Origin of the sequence: Peptostreptococcus sp. MV1 (assembly GCF_000758885.1) — a bacterium.
Classification (GTDB): domain Bacteria; phylum Bacillota; class Clostridia; order Peptostreptococcales; family Peptostreptococcaceae; genus Peptostreptococcus.
In genome coordinates this window covers 33,382-52,575 of record NZ_JRNB01000118.1, presented here as the reverse complement: position 1 = coordinate 52,575, position 19,194 = coordinate 33,382, and the positions used below count along the sequence as shown (strand labels likewise).

Here is a 19,194-nt window from a genome sequence, read left to right as displayed (position 1 = left end):
GATGACAAGGGAAAACTCTTTCGATAGGAAATTAAAACTTTTAGACGAAGAATTAACTCATATGGGTCAACTTTGTGAGATTGCTATATCTGAAGTTGTGCAGGCTTTGATTAATGGTGATAGAGATAGGGCTAGGTCGGTAATAGATGCTGATGAAGAGATAGATCAGATGGAAAAAGATATAGAAAGATTGTGTCTTAGGTTACTGCTACAGCAGCAACCAGTAGCTAGGGACCTGAGGAAAATATCTTCCGCCCTTAAGATGATAACAGATATGGAGCGTATAGGTGACCAAACTTCAGATATTGCTGATATAGTTTTATCATTTAACAATGACTTGTCTGTGGATATTCAAGAATTAGACACTATGGCCAAGGCAACTAAAAACATGGTCAAACACAGTATACAGGCCTATGTAGAAAATGATTTGGAGATGACCAGGTATGTGATGGCAGAAGATGATAAGATTGATAAGTATTTTGAGATGGTAAGAACTAGACTGATAGAGTTCATACAAACTCAGAATATAGGTAGGGGAGAGTCGATATTTGACCTAATAATGGTGACCAAATACCTAGAGAGAATAGGAGACCATGCTACTAATATAGCAGAATGGGTAGAATTTTCTATTACAGGACTTCATAGAAGTGGAAAGGTCAAATGATGAATTAAATATGAAGGAGCGGTAGTATGATTTATTATGTTGAAGATGATAAGAATATAAGAGATTTGGTGATTTATACCTTAATTACAGCAGGCATGGATGCTAAGGGTTTTGAAGATAGTGGGGAGCTTAAAAAGGGGATTGAAGATGAAATTCCAGATCTAATCTTATGTGATATCATGCTACCGGGACAAGATGGTTTGACAATATTAGGTGACATAAAAAGTGGAAGAAAAACATGTGATATACCAGTTGTAATGATAACAGCCAAGGGTAGTGAATACGACAAGGTTATTGGATTGGATTCAGGTGCTGATGACTATATTACCAAGCCATTTGGAATGATGGAGTTGGTATCTAGGGTCAAGGCAGTCTTAAGAAGGTATAAATCGAGTCAAAAAAAGGACTGCCTGTCTATAGGCACTTTGACCTTGGATTCCAAAAAACACGAGGTAAGGATAGATGGTCAGTATGTATACTTGACCTTAAAAGAGTTTGCCCTATTAGAGTTAATGATGAAAAATAAAAATATAGCCTTTAGCAGAGATGTGCTCTTAGAAAAAATATGGGGCTATGATTTTGATGGAGAAACTAGGACTGTAGATGTTCATATCAGGACTCTAAGGGGTAAACTAGGCAATATGAGTAAATTTATAGAAACAGTAAGGGGAGTTGGTTATAGGATAGGTGATAAGTATGAATAGGGTTTTGAGGATGAAAGATAGACTACAAAGAGGGATAATGTTATCTCTTTTTGTAGTTTTGTTTGTTTCATATATTGTTACAGTAGCTATTATATATAAACAGAATTTCAGTATAATGCAATATGAGGTAAATCAAGAAGCCAAGTATATAAAAAATGCTGTTGATATAGCAGGCGTAGATTATTTAAAGAAAATAGATAATGTAGACAGGGATACTAGGATCACCAGGATAGACACTAGTGGCAGGGTTCTATATGATTCTCAGGGGATAAAGGACTTGGACAACCACTTATCCAGAAAGGAAGTGAAAATGGCCTTAAAGACAGGTAAGGGGGAGGATAAGAGGACCTCTCCGACTCTTGGCAAGGACATGTATTATTATGCACTTTTGTTGGATGATGGCACGGTAATAAGGGTATCAAAAACCATAGACAATATGACCAGTATAGCTCTTGATATTTTACCTATAATGGGTGGTATATTTGTCTTTATGGTAGCTTTGTCAGGTTTTATTGCTATTTGGCAGACCAGGAAGATTGTAGGACCTATAAATGATATAGATTTAGAAAAGCCTTTAGAGAACGCAACTTATCAAGAGTTGCAACCCCTTCTTAATTCTATAGATGAACAAAATAGGGAAAAGGATGCTATAGCAAATATGAGAAAAGAGTTCTCTGCTAATGTTTCACATGAGTTGAAAACTCCGCTAACATCTATATCAGGATATGCAGAAATTATGAAAAATGGCATGGTAAGGCCTCAGGATATGGTTGATTTTTCAAAGCGTATATACGATGAGGCATCTAGATTAATAAAATTGGTAAATGATATAATCAATATATCTATACTAGACGAGGGTTATGCAAATATAGATAGAGAAGATGTAGATTTATATGATTTATGTAATCAAATTATAAGTCGCCTATCTAGCCAAGCTAATAAAAGAAATATTAAGTTAAGCATAGAGGGCGAAAGGGTTGACTATTATGGTATTAGGCCTATATTAGATGAGATGGTCTACAATATTTGTGAGAATGCAATCAAGTACAACAAGGATGGTGGTAGTGTCAAGGTTTGGGTTGGAGATACTCTAGATGGACCAAAGATATTTTTTACTGATACAGGTATTGGTATGGAAAAAGGAGAATTGAACAGGATTTTTGAGAGATTTTATAGGATAGACAAGAGTCATTCTAAGCTTATAGGTGGTACGGGATTGGGTCTGTCAATAGTTAAACATGCTGCTATATTGCATGGGGCCAATGTATCTGTTGAAAGTGAACTTGGTAAGGGAACTAAATTTGAGATTGCATTTGGTAGAAACAACTGATATTTTTGAAAAATGTGCACAAAAGTTGGTATATTATATCTTTAATTTATAATAATACATATTAGCATTTGGTCAATTGCTAATATAAAAATCTGAATTTTGCTTGCAATTTAACTACTAATATGATAGAATGAAAACATCATAAATATATGCTATGAAAAAGGAAGAGTAAGATGAAAATCATCTACAGAGAGGTTGGATCACCGGCTGCAAGTCCAACTAGACAGACCTATCTGAAAACTACCTTTGAGCAGAACTTAGTAGCCTAGGTGAAAGTGTTCGGTTGACTACCTTATAGTCTTTTGAGTGTCCAGGCAATACCTGGAAACTTGGGTGGAACCGCGATTATTCGTCCCAATTCTTTGTGAATTGGGACTTTTTTTATACAAATTTGAGCCTTATAAATACTCGAGAAACTTGTAAGACTCAAAGAAGGATCCTTGTATAAAAAAACCTGGACTTTTACTAAGTATAGTAAAGACTAAAGAATTAAATTATGGAGGTATAGATATGTTAAAGATTGAATTAAGAGATGGCAACTTTGTAGAAGTTGAAAATGGAGCATCACTTTTAGATGTAGCTAAGGGAATTAGCGATGGATTTGCTAGAAGCGTCCTAGTTGGTGCTGTAGATGGCAAGCTAGAAAGCCTAAACAAGAAGTTGGACAAGGATTGTAAGGTTGACTTCTATAAGTTTGAAGATGCAGAGGGTAAGGAAGTATTCAGACATACTTCAGCCCATATATTTGCCCAGGCAGTCAAGAGATTGTGGCCTCAAGCTAAGTTGGCTATAGGACCAGCAATAGAAAATGGCTTCTACTATGATATAGATTTAGACTATAGACTAGTTCCAGAGGACTTAGAAAAGATAGAGTCAGAAATGAAGAAGATAGTCAAGGAAGACTTAGCCATAGAAGGTTTTGAAGTGTCTAAGGAAGAGGCTATTAGGATGATGTCTGAAATAGGTGAGGACTACAAGGTTGAAATGATAAATGACCTACCGGATGGTGAAATAATATCTATGTATAGACAGGGAGACTTTGTAGACCTATGTAGAGGACCACACCTACAGTCAACTAAGAAGATAAAAGCTTTTAAATTACAGTCAATAGCAGGTGCCTACTGGAGAGGTGATGAAAAGAACAAGATGCTTCAGAGAGTTTATGGTACTTCATTTGAAAAGAAGAAGGACCTAGATGCCCACCTATTGATGATAGAAGAAGCTAAGAAGAGAGACCATAGAAAGCTAGGTAAGGAACTTGGCCTATTTATGATACCAGATGAAGGACCAGGATTCCCATTATTCCTACCTAGAGGTACTGCCCTAAAGGCTGCCCTAATGAAGTATTGGGAAGAAGTTCACAGACAAGCCCACTACGTTGAAATAGAGACTCCAATAATCCTAAACAGGAAGCTATGGGAGACTTCAGGACACTGGTTCCACTACAAGGAAAATATGTACACTGTACAGATAGATGAAGAAGATTACGCTATCAAGCCAATGAACTGTCCTGGCGCTATGTTGTTCTACAAGTCACAGCTACACTCATATAGGGATTTCCCAATGAGAGTTGGTGAAAGAGGTAGGGTACATAGGCATGAGCTATCAGGTGCACTACACGGACTAATGAGAGTTAGGGCCTTTACACAGGACGATGCCCATATATACTGTCTACCAGAACAGATAAGGTCAGAAGTGAAGGAAGTAATTAACCTAATAGACAAGGTATACAAGCAGTTCGGATTTACTTACCATGTTGAGCTATCTACTAGACCAGAGGACTCAATGGGTACTGATGAAGAATGGGCAATCGCAGAAGATGGCCTAAGAGGTGCCTTGGAAGAAATGGGTATAGATTATATAGTAAATGAAGGTGATGGTGCCTTCTACGGACCAAAGATAGACTTCCACCTAAAGGACTGTCTAGGAAGAACTTGGCAGTGTGGTACTTGCCAGCTAGATATGCAGCTACCTCAGAGATTTGATGCTACATACATTGGCAAGGATGGCGAAAAGCATAGACCAGTAATGCTACACAGGGTTGCCCTGGGCTCTATAGAAAGATTCATAGGAATACTAATAGAAAACTATGCAGGTAAGTTCCCAGTATGGCTAGCACCTTGCCAGGTTAAGGTACTGTCTGTATCTGACAAGTACAACGACTTTGCTAAGGAATTAGTTGGCAAGTTGTTTGATGCAGGTATCAGGGTAGAACTAGATGACAGGGCAGAAAAGGTTGGATTCAAGATTAGAGAAGCCCAGTTAGAAAAGATACCATATATGCTAGTGGTTGGTGAGAAGGAAATGGAAAGTGGTCTACTATCAGTTAGGTCTAGAGATGAAGGTGAATTAGGTCAGATGTCTGTTGAAGACTTCCTAGCAAAGTTGAATAAGCAGATAGCTGATAGAGAGCACGTAGAAGTTGACGTATTATAGGAGACTTGATTGTAGATTCATTTGATATCTAATTAAGCCTGTACTTATACGGATGTTGGCGAAAGCTAAGTATATAAGTTAAGAAAAAATAAAAATAGGACTGACTCTAAAATCATAAAAGTGGGATTAGCGGTCAGTCCTTTTGTGTGTTAAAAAAGAAATTTACAAATATTTTATACAAGTCCTTGACAAGGTTTATAAAAAGTGGTGTAATATATACATAAGGTTTTAGCACTCTAAGTTAGTGAGTGATAATAAAAGGGGAAGGTGATGCTATGGATCTTACAGAGAGACAATTGAATATATTGAAGGCCATAGTAAAGGACTATGTGGAAACTGCTGAGGCTGTCGGCTCGAGGACTATATCTAAAAAATATAAGCTGGGTATTTCGGCAGCTACCATCAGAAATGAGATGTCAGACCTAGAAGATTTGGGCTACCTAGTCCAACCCCACACGTCTGCAGGTAGGATTCCAACCAAGAAAGGATATATGCTGTATGTAGATTCCTTGATGGGAAATAGGGAGTTGGAAGAGGAAGAAAAAGAAATGCTAAGAAAGTGCGTGGAGAATAACTTTAACAGGGTTGATGACCTAATAGAGGAGTTATCCAAGATCCTATCCAGCATTACCAACTACACTACGGTAGCAGTATATGATAGGAATAGGGGACTGAGGACCATCAAGTATATCCAGCTAGTCAGCCTATCCCCAGAAAAAATACTACTGATACTGGTAGCTGACAATGGTGAGATAAAAAGCAGGGAGTTTGACACACTTGTGGAGCTTTCGCAGGCCAAGTTAAATGTGATTTCAACTAGTCTATCCAACAAGCTATCAGGCAAGAAATTTAGTGATCTAGATGAAGAGATGGTAGCCTATATCAAGTACGAGATAGGTGAGTACTCTGAAATTGTGGATGACCTAGTGTATCTACTGAATGCAGACAGTGATTACAAGATTTCCATGAATGGAGCTACTAACATATTTAGTTATCCAGAGTTCAGCGATATGGTCAAGGCCAAGTCCTTCCTGAATATGCTGGAAGAGCGAGATAGTCTGGCCAAGATGATAAGGACCAAGGGAATTCAAAAGGACAACCTAAATATAGTTATCGGTAATGGGGATGATGTCAGTACAGATTTGAGCATTATTACAGCTACCTACAATGTTCAGGATGACCTTCAGGGCAAGATAAGTTTTATAGGACCAACTAGGATGGATTATTCAAAGGTGTACTCAATCTTGAATTATATGAGTATGTTACTAGATGGTAAGTGATGATTATAGATATTGAGAGGGGTGTATGATTTGGATAAGGAAGTAAAGGATCCGATTGATGTGGGCCAGGAGCTTGCCCAAGAGGATACAAAAATTGAAAATGAAGAAATACTAGAAGAAGAGGAAGCAACTATTGATGAAGCTACTAGTTCTGAATCTGAAGGAAGTGACCAGGAAAAAATAGATGAAAGTGAACCAGCCTTTAAGATAAAGATGCTAGAAAACAAGCTAAAAGACCAGGAAGATGCAATGCTGAGATTAACTGCTGAGTATGCAAATTTTAGGAGAAGGACTACTGAGGAGAAGGCGACTATCGGTCTATACGCAAATGAAAAGGTCTTTAACGAGCTGATACCAGTTATTGACAATATGGAAAGGGCCCTGGATGCCTGCGATGACAAGGAAAGTCCCCTATTTGTAGGTGTTGATATGGTATACAAACAGTTATTAGATGCCTTGAAGAAGTCAGGTCTAGAAAGAATAGATGCTGAACTTGGTCAGGATTTTGATCCTAACCTTCACATGGCAGTAATGCAGGAGGCCAGTAATGAATATGAGGCAGGTAAGATTTTGATGGTCCTACAGAAGGGCTACAAGCTAGACAAGAAGGTATTGAGGGCCAGCATGGTCAAGGTTTCTTGCTAGAGATAATAGTTGATATGTGATCAATATATAGCTTATTTATATTGTTACAAGTGGTTCTAGTTGGATTATACTAGAAGATTATAGGAGAGATATTTAATAAATATATAATATAAAAATCAAGCAAACTAAAGAGATATTAAAAGTAAATTTTGGAGGTAATAGAAATGGGAAAGGTAATAGGAATAGATTTAGGAACAACTAATTCATGTGTTGCAGTATTAGAAGGTGGAGAACCTACTATAATACCTAACAACGAAGGTATGAGAACTACTCCATCAGTAGTAGCTTTTACTAAGGATGGTGAAAGAATAGTTGGTGAACCAGCCAAGAGACAGGCAGTAACAAATGCAGATAGGACAATCACATCAATCAAGACTCATATGGGTACTGACTATAAGGTAAACATAGATGGCAAGGACTATAGTCCACAGGAAATATCAGCTATCATCCTACAGAAGCTAAAGGCAGATGCTGAAGCCTACCTTGGAGAAAAGGTAACAGAGGCTGTAATCACAGTTCCAGCCTACTTTACAGATGCTCAGAGACAGGCAACTAAGGATGCTGGTAAGATAGCAGGTCTAGATGTAAAGAGAATTATCAACGAGCCAACTGCTGCATCATTAGCATATGGTATGGACAAGTTGGAAGAGGAAAAGAAGATATTAGTATTTGACCTTGGTGGTGGTACTTTTGACGTATCCCTATTAGAAATTGGCGATGGTACTTTTGAAGTATTGGCTACAGCAGGTAACAACAAGCTAGGTGGAGATGACTTTGACCAGGTTCTTATAGACTACTTGGCAAGTGAATTCAAGAAGGCAGAAGGAATAGACCTAAAGGCTGACAATATGGCTCTTCAGAGATTGAAGGAAGCTGCTGAAAAGGCCAAGAAGGAACTATCTTCTACAATGACTACAAATATAAACCTACCATTCATCACAGCAACTGCAGAAGGTCCAAAGCACTTGAATATGGACTTGACTAGGGCTAAGTTCAACGAATTGACAGCTAGCCTAGTTGCAAAGACTATGGGACCAACTGAGCAGGCTATCAAGGATGCTGGCGTATCAGTATCAGAAATAGATGATGTATTGCTTGTTGGTGGTTCTACTAGAATACCAGCAGTTCAGGATGCAGTTAAGAAGTTTATCAGCAAGGATCCTCACAAGGGAATCAACCCTGATGAATGTGTTGCTGCAGGTGCTTCAGTACAGGCAGGTGTATTGACAGGTGAAGTAAATGATATACTTCTACTAGACGTTACTCCACTATCATTGGGTATAGAAACTCTTGGAAATGTATTTACTAAGATAATAGAAAGAAATACTACAATACCAACTAAGAAGTCACAGGTATTCTCTACAGCAGCGGACAACCAGACTGCAGTTGATATCCATGTACTACAGGGTGAAAGAACTATGTCATTTGACAACACTACACTAGGTAGGTTCCAGTTGACTAACATACCACCAGCAAAGAGGGGTATACCTCAGATAGAAGTTACATTTGATATAGATGCTAACGGTATAGTAAACGTAACAGCTAAGGACCTAGGTACTGGTAAGGAACAGAAGATAACTATAACTTCTAACACTAATATGTCAGAAGAAGAAATAGAAAAGAAGATAAGAGAAGCAGAGGCTAATGCTGAAGCAGACAAGAAGAAGAAGGAAAGAATAGAAGCTGTGAACCATGCAGAAGCTCTAGCTTATCAGACAGAGCAGACATTGGCAGAAGTTGGTGATGGTATATCAGACCAGGAAAAGACTGATATAGAAGCCTCTATAGCTAAGGTTAGGGAAGTTAAGGACAATGAAAATTCTTCAGTAGAGGAAATCAATGCAGCTGTTGAAGAGTTGATGGGCAAGTTCCAGAAGGTTTCTCAGGACCTATATGCTAAGGCACAGGCTGCCCAACAGGCCCAGTCAGCTGGTCAGGAAGAAGGACCTAGCCAGCCAAAGGATGACAATGTAGTTGACGCTGATTTCACAGAAGTTGACGACAAGTAATAAAATCGTCAGTCTGGTCTAGACAGTAATAAAAATATAACCTATAATTGATAGGTAAAATATGACAATGGCTTGTGGATTACCGCAAGCTATTGTTGTTAAGTTAGAGGGGAAGGTGTAAATTTTGGCCAATAAGGATTATTATGCAGTCTTGGGAGTAGAGAAGACTGCTGATGATAAAGAACTAAAAAAAGCATATAGAAAATTAGCCATGAAATACCATCCAGATAAGAATCCTGACAACAAGGAAGCTGAAGAAAAGTTCAAGGAAATAAATGAAGCCTATGAGGTATTGTCAGATCCACAGAAGAGACAGATTTATGACCAGTACGGTGCAGACGCCGTAAATGGCCAGGGTGGATTTGGAGGAGCTGGTGGCTTTAATGGGGCTGGCGACTTTGGAGATATATTTGGAGACATATTTGGAGACTTCTTTGGGGGAGGCTCTAGAGGATTTGGTGGCTTTGGCGGTTCTCAGAGGAGGGGACCTAGGAGGGGTGCTGATATCAGACAGCACATAGGAATTACCTTCGAAGAGGCAGTATTTGGTAAAAAGGTAAGCATCAAGGTAAATAGAAGTGAAGAATGTGATGAATGCCATGGAACAGGATGCAAGCCGGGTACATCCAAGACTACTTGTAAGACTTGTGGTGGTAGGGGTGTAATCAGTGAAGTTAGGCAGACTATGTTCGGTAGTATGGCATCACAGAGAGAGTGTCCAGACTGTCATGGAATAGGAGAAAAGATAGAAAGTCCATGTAGCAAGTGTGGAGGTTCCGGTTCTGTTAGAAAGACTAAGACTATTGAGGTGAATATACCAGCTGGTATAGATGATGGTCAGATGATAAAGCTGGCAGGCCAGGGTGAATTTGGTGAGCCAGGAGCACCTAGGGGTGACCTGTATTTGTGGATAGATGTCAAGCCACATAAGATTTTCAAGAGAGATGGATTCGATATATATATGGACATGCCAATATCATTTGTTCAGGCTACACTAGGAGATGAACTAGAAGTGCCAACTATTGATGGTAGTGTCAAGTATTCCATGCCAGCAGGTACCCAGACTGGTACAGTATTTAGGCTAAAGGGCAAGGGTATCCAGCGTATAAATTCATCATCAAAGGGTGACCAATATATCAAGGTAAATGTTGAAATACCAAAGAAGATAAGCGACAAGCAAAAAGACCTACTGAAGAAGTTTGCTGAAGAGAGTGGAGAAACAGTCAATGGCAGCAAGAAAAAGTTGGGTCAAAAAATTGAAGACTTCTTTACGAAATAGACTGTAGGTGACTATGGAAAAATTTAAAGAAAGAACTAGTATAATAATAGGCGACCAGGGCGTCAAGAGACTAGATGAAGCTAGAGTTCTAGTATTTGGTCTAGGTGGTGTAGGTAGCTATGTTGTGGAAGCTTTGGCAAGGGCGGGTATAGGACACCTGACTTTGGTAGACTTTGACGATGTGGATATAACTAACATAAACAGGCAGTTGCCAGCCCTTCACTCGACTATAGGTCGCAAGAAGGTAGATGTCATCGTAGATAGGATCAGGGATATTAATCCCAATATAGATGTAAGAGGCTATGCCTGTCTGTATGATGAGACTACATCTGACCAGCTCTTAGAGTGTGATTATGATTATGTAGTCGATGCTATAGATATGGTCAAGTCAAAGATTCACCTGATAGAATCCTGCTACAAAAGAGGACTAAAGATAATTAGCTCTATGGGAATGGGTAATAAGCTAGACCCATGTAAGATAGAAATAAGTGATATACACAAGACCGAGATGTGCCCCCTAGCCAAGATAATACGCAAGGAGGCCAAACAAAGAGGCATCAAGAAGTTGACAGTGGTCTACTCAAAGGAAAAACCAAGTAAACCAGGAGAGCTTGAAGAAGATGGTAGGATCAGCAGGGTTAATGGAAGCATATCCTTTGTACCATCGGCTGGAGGTCTGATAATAGCATCATATATTGTCAGAGACTTGCTGGGGTCAATATAGGCTATTCTACTATGTTTAATTAAAATATAGAACTTCTACTCTAAGACATATTTTTTCTTGGAGTAGATTTTTTTTGTGTCCCTGACATCAAAGTAAAATACCATGTCTCCATTGAGGTCACTACGGAAGGTCTGGACCTGGTACTTCTTTAGGGTATCTAGGGTTTCTTGGTGGGGGTGGCCGTACTTGTTTTTGTAGCCACAGGATATAGATGCTATCTGTGGCCTGATAGCTTTGATGAAGTCATCACATGATGCAGTCTTGCTACCATGGTGTCCGACCTTGAGGTAGATACACTGGGGGAGTCTATAGTGGCATATTACATTTCTTTCAAGTTCTGAATCTGCATCTCCAGTAAACATAAAACTTGTACCATCTTGGTAGATGGTGAAAATGAGAGAGTTTTTGTTTTCATCGGATGTGGATATAGTCCTAGGAGATAAGACATTTATAAGTGTTTGGTCTAGCTTAAGCTGGTCTCCACTTTTGAGAGGGGTGATTTTTATATTTTTCTTTCTGCATACATCTATGATTTCTAAGAGGTCTGTCTTTGATGCCTTTGATGGTGGAAAATAGACGGTAGATGTCGGGAAGGCAGCTATGACCTTGTCTATACCACCTATATGGTCACTGTCGAAGTGGGTACCTATGACAGCATCTAGTTTTTTGATATTGGATTTTTTTAGGTGGCGGATAACATTTCTGGCGTATTCGTCCTCACCAGCATCTATGAGGATATTCTTTTGATCTGGTGTCACAACCAGCGTGGAGTCACCTTGGCCTACATCTATTACATGGACTTCTAGTTGGTTCTTGTATGAGTTGCAGGCAGTCAGGGAAAATACTGTTAAAAATATTGCAAAATAAACTAGGGTTAGTTTGATAAAAGATTTTTTTTTCATAGAAACGATATCCTCCTTTTAAAATGTAATTATAGGGTTTACATTTTTGCTAGTTGGGTATAAACTTAAATAGTTAGTTTTAGATATAGTATATATATTTTATATTTCCTATAGAGACAGTCTTCTATTAGGTGGATTATTATAAATGCTAAAGATTACTGATTAGGAAACCATAAAATAGGGTATTTGATAATATGAGTCAAATGATATATAGTATAGCTAAAATCAAGTAAAATATTGTAGTATTATATAGACAAATTTCAAAATATTAACCAGCAATTCGCTTTAATATTTTATGTAAGAATGAGAATTGAGGAGATTTTATGGATTTTAAGGAAATAAATATTGATGCCAAGCCAATACTAGACAAGTATTTTGATTTGGTGGATTATGAAGCTTGTGAATATTGTTTTAATACATTATATATGTGGCAGCATGCCTACAAGACACATTATCATATAGGTGATGGATTTGCTATCCTAGTGGGAGAGCATAATGGTGAGATATTCTCTATCCTACCACTGGCTACTAAGGATAAGATACAAGACGCTATCGAGTATGCCATCAACTTCTTTGATGATGGCAAGAACAAGATATATTTTAGGGGTATAGACTTAAATGTAGTAGAGATGTTGAAGAAACTATATCCAGGCAGGTTTGAATACATAGAGGAGAGAGATATCTTTGACTATGTGTATGATGCCGAAAAGCTAAGAACAGTAAAGGGAAGAAAATTGAGTGGTAAAAGAAATCACCTGAACTTCTTTAAGAGAGAGTATGGAGAGAGGGTTGAGAGAAGACTTTTAGACGAAAATGACTTTCCTGAGTGTTTCGAGCTATTGAAATCTTGGAGTGCCACTAAAGATGGCGACCAGGAATTTGAAGATAGTATAGATGATGAATATATAGGAATGAAGAAACTATTTGATAACTACTCAATATTGAAGGACAAGCTAAAGATATACGGCGTATTTATAGATGGAAAGCTAGAAGCTTTTAGTATGGGAGAAAAGATAAATGCTGATATGGCCCTAGTTCATATAGAAAAGGCCAATGCAGATATCAGGGGTCTATACCCATATATCAACCAGATGTTTATATGCGATATTTTCCCAGATGTAAAATGGGTGAATAGAGAGGAAGATATGGGAGTAGAGGGCCTTAGAAAGGCAAAAATGTCATATTATCCAGAAAAATTTGTAGAAAAGTATACAGTTAGAGAAAAATAGGATATAGAAAATAAGTTAGAGTGAACTCAAAATAAATAAGCAAAATATATTAGTTATAAGAACAGTACCTTTGGGAATGCAAGTATTCGGGGGTGCTGTTTTTATATATGGAAAGTAAGTATAATTATTCTATATATTTAAGGGTATAAATACACCAGAGCCAAGTGGCGTGATATAATAGATTTAAGCGTATTTTGAAAGGAAAGAAAATATGGAAATTAGATTAAGTAATATAAATGAAATACAGGGAGTGAGAGACCTGTGGACCTATTGTTTTAATGATAGCCAGGCCTATGTAGACTTCTATTTTAAAAATAAATACAAGCCTGAAAAAACCATGGTGGTAGAAGAGGATGGGAGAATACTGTCATCAATCCACCTCAACCAGCATAGGTTAAAGGTATCAGGCAGAGACCTAGCCATATCATATATAGTGGGTGTTTCTACACTGGCAGAGGCTAGGGGGAGGGGCTTTATGGCAGATTTGATGTCGAGCTCGCTTTATCAGATAAGAGCTATGGACCAGTCATTTGCCATCCTGATGCCAATAGACCACAGACTGTATAGGAGGTATGGGTTTGAGACCTGCTATGATATGCAGGAGGTTAAACTAGATATAATCGATTTGAAAAAATTCAAGCTAGATGGAAGCTTTAGGAAGGCTGGACAGGATAGTCTAGGAGACCTAGTGGATATATATTCATCGGCTATGGCTAGGTATAATGGGGCTGCCATTAGAGATAGTAAATATTTTTCGGAATTTATTGAGGAAATGGACCTAGAAGGTGGTCATATTTATATATGCTATAGGGATGGTCAGCCGACTGCCTATCTTGCCTATAGCATGGATGGGGAAGACTTCTTTGTAAGGGAAGTCTACTACAATGATATGAAGGCCTACCAGTCCGTTTTGAAGTTTATATTCAACCACAATACCCAGTGCAAGTCTGTGACTATTAATACGGCTGTAGATGATAGGCTGATGGATATCTTGGATAATCCAAAGGATGCTAGTTTTGATCTTAAACCATTTATGATGGCCAGGATAGTTGATTTGGAAAAGTTTGTGGAAGATCTTGATCTAAGACTTGGATATGAAAATTGTCAAGCAATTTCGGCTAATATAGAGATTAGTGACCCAGCTATCAAGGAAAATAATGGGATTTTTAGCTTTGAAGTAAAATCTGGGACACTAGTAGCTAGGAAGCTAGCTAATCTTGGTGATGAGGTAGACACGATTGATGCTAGCCTGACTATTAACGAACTGACAGCGATTTTATTTGCCTATAGGTCTATAGAGGAGATTTGTTTTAGAAGGGGACTAGAGCTGAATGAAAATTTAAGGGCCCTATTTAATTTTGAAGCAAAGTCCAACCATATTAATGAGTATGTATAATTGATATTTGCTAATATGTGGAATCAAGGTGTGTAATTAAGGTTTACTAATATGCCTATTTAATATTTGTCGAAAACTGCCTATAAATTACAGAGGTGGTTGTATGAGAAGGTTGGGTTTATTTGTTCTAGCTATGGTACTTGTCCTTAGCTGGTCGAAAGTAGCTACTAGACAGGCAGACTATAATGAAATTAGGCAGGCAAGTGGTCTGGTGACTAATATTGTCAAGAAGAAGAGGTCTACGAATTACTATATGGGTAATCTACTTGCTGTTGATTTTTCGGGCAAGGATAGGGGTGTCCACATAGGCGATAGGGTGAGAGTATATGGCAAGTCGAGTAACTTGGATGATATGGTCTTCAAGGACTTTGACTATGGAAGACATCTGAGGTCCAAGGGGATAGATAGCTATATACAGGTATCTGGTGTGGAGATATATGCTAGGTCCGGGCTATATTCTAAACTAGGAAGGCTAAAGGACTACTGTATAGGTGCCAACAAAGACATGTATAAAAGGTATGGTGATATACTGAATTCCTTGGTCCTAGGCTATAGGGATGACCTAGATCAAGATGTGAGGGTTAATTTTAGGGATGCTGGTGTCAGCCATGTCATGGCTATTTCTGGACTCCATATATCCATTGTAGTTGCTATATTTTTGGTGGTCTTTGGTAAGGTTAATAGACTAGAGAGGTTATTTTTTCTTTTTATAAGCCTCATGCTATACAATATTTTGGTCGGTGGTGGTCCATCGATTACTAGGGCTATAGGTTTGACTATAATAGGAGCAATGGCCTATTTTGTAGATAGGCGATTGGATATAATCAATGTACTGGGCCTTGTAGCCTCTATTATGATTTTATTCAATCCCTATACAATATACAATGTGTCCTTTCAGTTAAGTTTTTTGGCTGTCTTGTCTATAGCCATATATTCAAAATATTTGAAGAAGTACCTGTATTTTAATTTTTTAAATACCTGTATTGCTGCCAATATATTGACCATTCCCCTAGTCTTATACAATTTTAAGACTTTTTCTACAGTGGGAATTATAGGAAATATTTTGGTCCTGCCATTTATAGGTCTAGTTATTTTTTTAGACATGGTATCCTTAGTAGCATATTGCCTATCTATAGACCTAGCCCTCCTGGTGGCATGTATTAATGAAGCTATTTTGAGGTCTGTATATTATTTTTTGGAAAGACTGGCTAATTATGGTGTCTATAATATTGAGGTCAGGCATGTGTCTCCTGTATTTCTATTGGTATATTATGGGCTTGTCCTTGGACTTGCAATATTTTTGGAAATATATTATATTAGGGTCAATAGGACGTATAAACTTGAAAATAATAAAGAAAATTAAGGTGGAGGAAGTATGAAGAGAAGTGACCTACTAGCAAAATTTAATGATAGGAAATTGAATAATATTAGTCTTGTTTATGGTAGGGAGCTATTACTCATCGATGACATACTGGCTAGTTTTAAGGAGCTTGCGAGTGGTTCTTTGCCAGACTTTAACCTGACCATTATAGATGGCCAGGAGACCAATTTGGAAAAAATGGTGTCAGCTATTGAAACCCTGCCAATGATGTCCGACAAGAGATATGTCCTAGTCAAGGATTTTGAACTATTTCAGGCAAAGAGGAAGTTTTTTAATGAAGAGGCAGAGTCAGAGCTAATCAGGCTTATTGAGGATATGCCGGATACAGCCTTGGTTTTATTTGTTTCTTATGGTGATATAGATGTAAAAAAGTCCAAACTCTACAAGGCTATCAGCAAGTTGGGAGATGTTTGTCAGGTAGACAAGCTAGACGATATAGACCTGCTTAATTGGTGTAAGGATGCCTTTGACAAGAGGGGTATCTTGGCCAATAATTCAGAGGTTACCTACCTGATAGACCTGGTTGGCTATAGGGACAAGAGGTCGTCTATTACCCTGGTAGATGTAAGGAATGAAATAGACAAGATATCTGCCTATCTAGGTAAGGGTAATAGGCTGGACAAGGAGTCCATAGACAAGCTCTTGACCAACAATGTCGAGGATAATGTCTTTAAGATGATAGACATGATCGGGTCTAAAAATACTAAAATGGCCCTAAGCTTGTTTGATGATATGCTCTACAATGGGGGGTCGGTTCTGGGGACCTTTTCCCTACTTTCTTCAAGGTTTAGCCAGATACTCCAGGTCAAGGCCCTTCAAGAGATAAAGATGTCCCACGAATCTATAAGAAATACCATGGGTGTTCAAAATTTTGTCTTAAATAAGTTGATAAGGCAGGCAAAAAACTTTGACGAGGCATCTATTAGGGATATTATCGAATTCATATCAGATTTTGATTATGCTATCAAGCAGGGTAAGATAGTAGATAGACTTGCAGCAGAAATATTGATTGTCAAAGCCTCAAAGGGGTAAATTATAGACAAGAGAATCATATTTTTGATAAGGAGTAAGTATATGGATGATTTAAAAAAGATCTGTGATATGCAGGATGCTAATCATAAAGGTAGCATAAATAGTGTAGATAACCTAGCTAATAGAGATAATATAAACCATGTAGATAGTATAGATAATATAAATAATGTAGATAGCAGGGATATACCACATATATTTAATATGGATACTAGCTATAAGGGTCTTCCGAGGATAATGTATTGTAAGGAAGCCCCTAAATCGTACAAGGAATTAGACCTATTAATCCTAAATGAAGACCTAGCCAAGGACCTGGGCCTAGATATTGGGGCTCTCAAGTCTCCCTATGGTATTGAGGTAATGGCAGGGGCCAGGCTTGAGGATGAAAAAGACTTCCCTATATCCCAGGCTTATGCAGGCCACCAGTTTGGATACTTTACCCTACTTGGTGATGGTAGGGCTATGCTACTTGGTGAGCATCTTGATAAGTCGGGTAGGAGACATGATATACACCTTAAGGGGTCAGGTAGGACTGTATATTCCAGAGGTGGAGATGGCAAGGCTAGCCTAGGACCCATGCTAAGAGAGTATCTCATAAGTGAAGCTATGAATGAGCTGGGCATAGCTACAAGTAGGAGCCTAGCAGTTTTGACTACTGGTGAGTCAGTATACAGAAATGGTATGGAGCCAGGAGCAGTCTTGGTCAGGGTAGCAGATAGTCATTTGAGGGTAGGTAGCTTCCAATTTGCAGCCCTAGATGAAGAGGGAAATAATATCAAGGCTCTAGCTGATTATACCATAGATAGACATTATCCATACTTGAGGTCCAGTCATCAGGAGGCTGAGCTTTATCTAAGCTTATTGGGAGAAATCGTCAAGAAGCAGGCAAAACTAGTAGCCGACTGGATGTTAGTTGGATTTATACATGGTGTTATGAATACAGATAATATGACTATAGCAGGATATACTATCGACTATGGTCCATGCGCCTTTATGGATATATATGACAAGAATACTGTCTTTAGTTCAATAGACAGGGATGGCAGGTATGCCTATTCCCAGCAACCACACATGGCCATATGGGACCTATCAAGATTGGCTGAGACCCTATTGCCACTGATAGCAGATGACCAGGACAAGGCTATTGGCCTAGTTAGTGGCCAGATTGAAAAGTTTAACAAGTACTATTCAGACTACTTTTTTGAGGGAATGAAGAGAAAGCTTGGTCTCCTGACAGACAATAAGGAGGAAGACGAGCTTCTGGTATATGGTCTTCTGGTCTTGATGGAAAAATACAAGGCTGACTATACAAATACTTTTATAGGTCTTACATATAATGAAGAAATCGATAGCGAACTTTTTAAGGCAGGGGACTTTATATCTTGGCATGGTCTGTGGAAGACTAGGTTGGCTGATGATATAGCCAAGGGTCTGGTAGGTCCACAAGATTCCTTCCTAGCAATGAAGGGGGCAAATCCTGCCATGATAGCTAGAAACTGGGCAGTTGACGAAGCCCTAGAGGACGTGACCAGGAAGGGTGATATGACTAAATTTAATAGACTATTGGCAGCAATCAAAAATCCATATGATAACAGGGATGACCAGAAGGATTATAGGAAGACTAGACCTAGTTTACCTGGAGACTTCAAAACCTATTGTGGAACATAGGATATGAAAGAAAAATTATATACTTATATAATTGAGATATAGAGTATAGGTGTATAGATAATAGATGGTAAAATAGACGCAAAATAAAAAATACTAGATATAAACAAATCCACTAGCAGGCTAGTGGATTTATTATATCTAGTATTTTCAAACGTTTGACACACAAGATATATCTATACATTGCGTTGTCACAATTATCAATGATACCCGTCGATACCATATTATCTCTTATTAAGCGTTCATAGAGTTTAATCTGTTAGCTAGCTTAGAAACCTTTCTATCAGCAGCGTTTTTATGGATAGTACCCTTTGATGCTACCTGATATATCTTCTTCTGAGCCATCTGGAACTTAGCTAGAGCTTCCTCCTTGTTACCAGCAACTACAGCTTCGTCGAATCTCTTTATTGCAGTCTTTATCTGAGACTTTCTAACTCTATTTAAAGCAGTCTTCTTTTCTATAACACCGATTCTCTTCTTAGCAGATTTAATGTTTGCCATCTATCTTCACCTCCCTATAA

General features: G+C 38.3%; 16 protein-coding genes and 1 other annotated feature. Of the genes, 14 read left to right on the top strand and 2 right to left on the bottom strand.

The window, feature by feature from the left end; all coding sequences use genetic code 11:
• The first annotated feature begins 1 nt into the window (after position 1).
• The 9 genes from phoU (at position 2) to HMPREF1639_RS07880 (ending at position 11,071) form a co-directional block, all read left to right on the top strand.
• Positions 2-664, top strand: a complete 663-nt coding sequence (phoU, locus tag HMPREF1639_RS07920; RefSeq protein WP_036765284.1) for a phosphate signaling complex protein PhoU — start codon at positions 2-4, stop codon at positions 662-664.
• A gap of 26 nt (positions 665-690) precedes the next feature.
• Positions 691-1,368: a response regulator transcription factor gene (locus HMPREF1639_RS07915; protein ID WP_036765283.1), complete on the top strand. Its 678-nt coding sequence runs from the start codon at positions 691-693 to the stop codon at positions 1,366-1,368.
• Positions 1,361-2,698: a sensor histidine kinase gene (locus HMPREF1639_RS07910; RefSeq protein ID WP_330371709.1), complete on the top strand. Its 1,338-nt coding sequence runs from the start codon at positions 1,361-1,363 to the stop codon at positions 2,696-2,698. Before HMPREF1639_RS07915 ends, HMPREF1639_RS07910 begins: the two co-directional genes overlap by 8 nt.
• Positions 2,699-2,843: 145 nt before the next feature.
• Positions 2,844-3,058, top strand: a binding site (T-box leader).
• A 150-nt stretch (positions 3,059-3,208) separates the two neighbouring features.
• Positions 3,209-5,134 (top strand): threonine--tRNA ligase, encoded by a 1,926-nt coding sequence (gene thrS / locus HMPREF1639_RS07905; RefSeq protein ID WP_036765282.1) that lies wholly within the window; start codon positions 3,209-3,211, stop codon positions 5,132-5,134.
• Positions 5,135-5,409: 275 nt separating this feature from the next.
• Positions 5,410-6,414 carry a heat-inducible transcriptional repressor HrcA gene (gene hrcA / locus HMPREF1639_RS07900; protein WP_036765280.1) on the top strand — a complete coding sequence of 335 codons (1,005 nt, stop codon included), beginning with the start codon at positions 5,410-5,412 and terminating at the stop codon, positions 6,412-6,414.
• A gap of 30 nt (positions 6,415-6,444) precedes the next feature.
• A complete protein-coding gene (gene grpE, locus HMPREF1639_RS07895; RefSeq protein ID WP_156955975.1) occupies positions 6,445-7,059 on the top strand; it encodes a nucleotide exchange factor GrpE in 615 nt (204 codons plus the stop codon).
• A gap of 164 nt (positions 7,060-7,223) precedes the next feature.
• Positions 7,224-9,068 (top strand): molecular chaperone DnaK, encoded by a 1,845-nt coding sequence (dnaK, locus tag HMPREF1639_RS07890; RefSeq protein WP_036765277.1) that lies wholly within the window; start codon positions 7,224-7,226, stop codon positions 9,066-9,068.
• A 124-nt stretch (positions 9,069-9,192) separates the two neighbouring features.
• Positions 9,193-10,347: a molecular chaperone DnaJ gene (dnaJ, locus tag HMPREF1639_RS07885; protein WP_036765274.1), complete on the top strand. Its 1,155-nt coding sequence runs from the start codon at positions 9,193-9,195 to the stop codon at positions 10,345-10,347.
• Positions 10,348-10,360: 13 nt separating this feature from the next.
• The gene (locus HMPREF1639_RS07880) at positions 10,361-11,071 is read left to right on the top strand and encodes a tRNA threonylcarbamoyladenosine dehydratase (RefSeq protein WP_036765271.1); all 711 of its coding nucleotides are present in this window, start codon (positions 10,361-10,363) and stop codon (positions 11,069-11,071) included.
• A gap of 35 nt (positions 11,072-11,106) precedes the next feature.
• Here HMPREF1639_RS07880 and HMPREF1639_RS07875 read toward each other — a convergent pair whose 3' ends face one another.
• Positions 11,107-11,973 (bottom strand): ComEC/Rec2 family competence protein, encoded by an 867-nt coding sequence (locus tag HMPREF1639_RS07875; protein ID WP_036765268.1) that lies wholly within the window; start codon positions 11,971-11,973, stop codon positions 11,107-11,109.
• Between the two features lie 323 nt (positions 11,974-12,296).
• Here HMPREF1639_RS07875 and HMPREF1639_RS07870 point away from each other — a divergent pair, with 323 nt between their 5' ends.
• The 5 genes from HMPREF1639_RS07870 to HMPREF1639_RS07850 all read left to right on the top strand — a co-directional run bounded on the left by HMPREF1639_RS07870 (position 12,297) and on the right by HMPREF1639_RS07850 (position 18,676).
• Positions 12,297-13,202, top strand: a complete 906-nt coding sequence (locus HMPREF1639_RS07870; protein ID WP_036765266.1) for a DUF2156 domain-containing protein — start codon at positions 12,297-12,299, stop codon at positions 13,200-13,202.
• Between the two features lie 211 nt (positions 13,203-13,413).
• Entirely contained in the window at positions 13,414-14,598 is a 1,185-nt protein-coding gene (locus HMPREF1639_RS07865; RefSeq protein WP_036765265.1) for a GNAT family N-acetyltransferase, read from the top strand.
• Positions 14,599-14,701: 103 nt separating this feature from the next.
• Complete coding sequence (locus HMPREF1639_RS07860) at positions 14,702-15,961, top strand: ComEC/Rec2 family competence protein (RefSeq protein WP_052045478.1); 1,260 nt, start codon at positions 14,702-14,704, stop codon at positions 15,959-15,961.
• A gap of 12 nt (positions 15,962-15,973) precedes the next feature.
• Positions 15,974-17,011, top strand: a complete 1,038-nt coding sequence (holA, locus tag HMPREF1639_RS07855; RefSeq protein ID WP_036765264.1) for a DNA polymerase III subunit delta — start codon at positions 15,974-15,976, stop codon at positions 17,009-17,011.
• Between the two features lie 42 nt (positions 17,012-17,053).
• Positions 17,054-18,676, top strand: a complete 1,623-nt coding sequence (locus HMPREF1639_RS07850) for a protein adenylyltransferase SelO (RefSeq protein WP_242847304.1) — start codon at positions 17,054-17,056, stop codon at positions 18,674-18,676.
• Positions 18,677-18,907: 231 nt separating this feature from the next.
• Here the strand turns inward: HMPREF1639_RS07850 and rpsT are convergent, their stop codons facing one another.
• Positions 18,908-19,174 carry a 30S ribosomal protein S20 gene (gene rpsT, locus HMPREF1639_RS07845; protein WP_036765263.1) on the bottom strand — a complete coding sequence of 89 codons (267 nt, stop codon included), beginning with the start codon at positions 19,172-19,174 and terminating at the stop codon, positions 18,908-18,910.
• Between the last annotated feature and the right edge of the window lie 20 nt (positions 19,175-19,194).

Bases quoted from the DNA above. Each gene is read 5' to 3' on its own strand.
- phoU (WP_036765284.1), top strand. From the start codon at position 2: ATGACAAGGGAAAACTCTTTCGATAGGAAATTAAAACTTTTAGACGAA.
- HMPREF1639_RS07915 (WP_036765283.1), top strand. From the start codon at position 691: ATGATTTATTATGTTGAAGATGATAAGAATATAAGAGATTTGGTGATT.
- HMPREF1639_RS07910 (WP_330371709.1), top strand. From the start codon at position 1,361: ATGAATAGGGTTTTGAGGATGAAAGATAGACTACAAAGAGGGATAATG.
- thrS (WP_036765282.1), top strand. From the start codon at position 3,209: ATGTTAAAGATTGAATTAAGAGATGGCAACTTTGTAGAAGTTGAAAAT.
- hrcA (WP_036765280.1), top strand. From the start codon at position 5,410: ATGGATCTTACAGAGAGACAATTGAATATATTGAAGGCCATAGTAAAG.
- dnaK (WP_036765277.1), top strand. From the start codon at position 7,224: ATGGGAAAGGTAATAGGAATAGATTTAGGAACAACTAATTCATGTGTT.
- HMPREF1639_RS07880 (WP_036765271.1), top strand. From the start codon at position 10,361: ATGGAAAAATTTAAAGAAAGAACTAGTATAATAATAGGCGACCAGGGC.
- HMPREF1639_RS07875 (WP_036765268.1), bottom strand. From the start codon at position 11,973: ATGAAAAAAAAATCTTTTATCAAACTAACCCTAGTTTATTTTGCAATA.
- HMPREF1639_RS07870 (WP_036765266.1), top strand. From the start codon at position 12,297: ATGGATTTTAAGGAAATAAATATTGATGCCAAGCCAATACTAGACAAG.
- HMPREF1639_RS07865 (WP_036765265.1), top strand. From the start codon at position 13,414: ATGGAAATTAGATTAAGTAATATAAATGAAATACAGGGAGTGAGAGAC.
- HMPREF1639_RS07860 (WP_052045478.1), top strand. From the start codon at position 14,702: ATGAGAAGGTTGGGTTTATTTGTTCTAGCTATGGTACTTGTCCTTAGC.
- holA (WP_036765264.1), top strand. From the start codon at position 15,974: ATGAAGAGAAGTGACCTACTAGCAAAATTTAATGATAGGAAATTGAAT.
- HMPREF1639_RS07850 (WP_242847304.1), top strand. From the start codon at position 17,054: ATGGATGATTTAAAAAAGATCTGTGATATGCAGGATGCTAATCATAAA.
- rpsT (WP_036765263.1), bottom strand. From the start codon at position 19,174: ATGGCAAACATTAAATCTGCTAAGAAGAGAATCGGTGTTATAGAAAAG.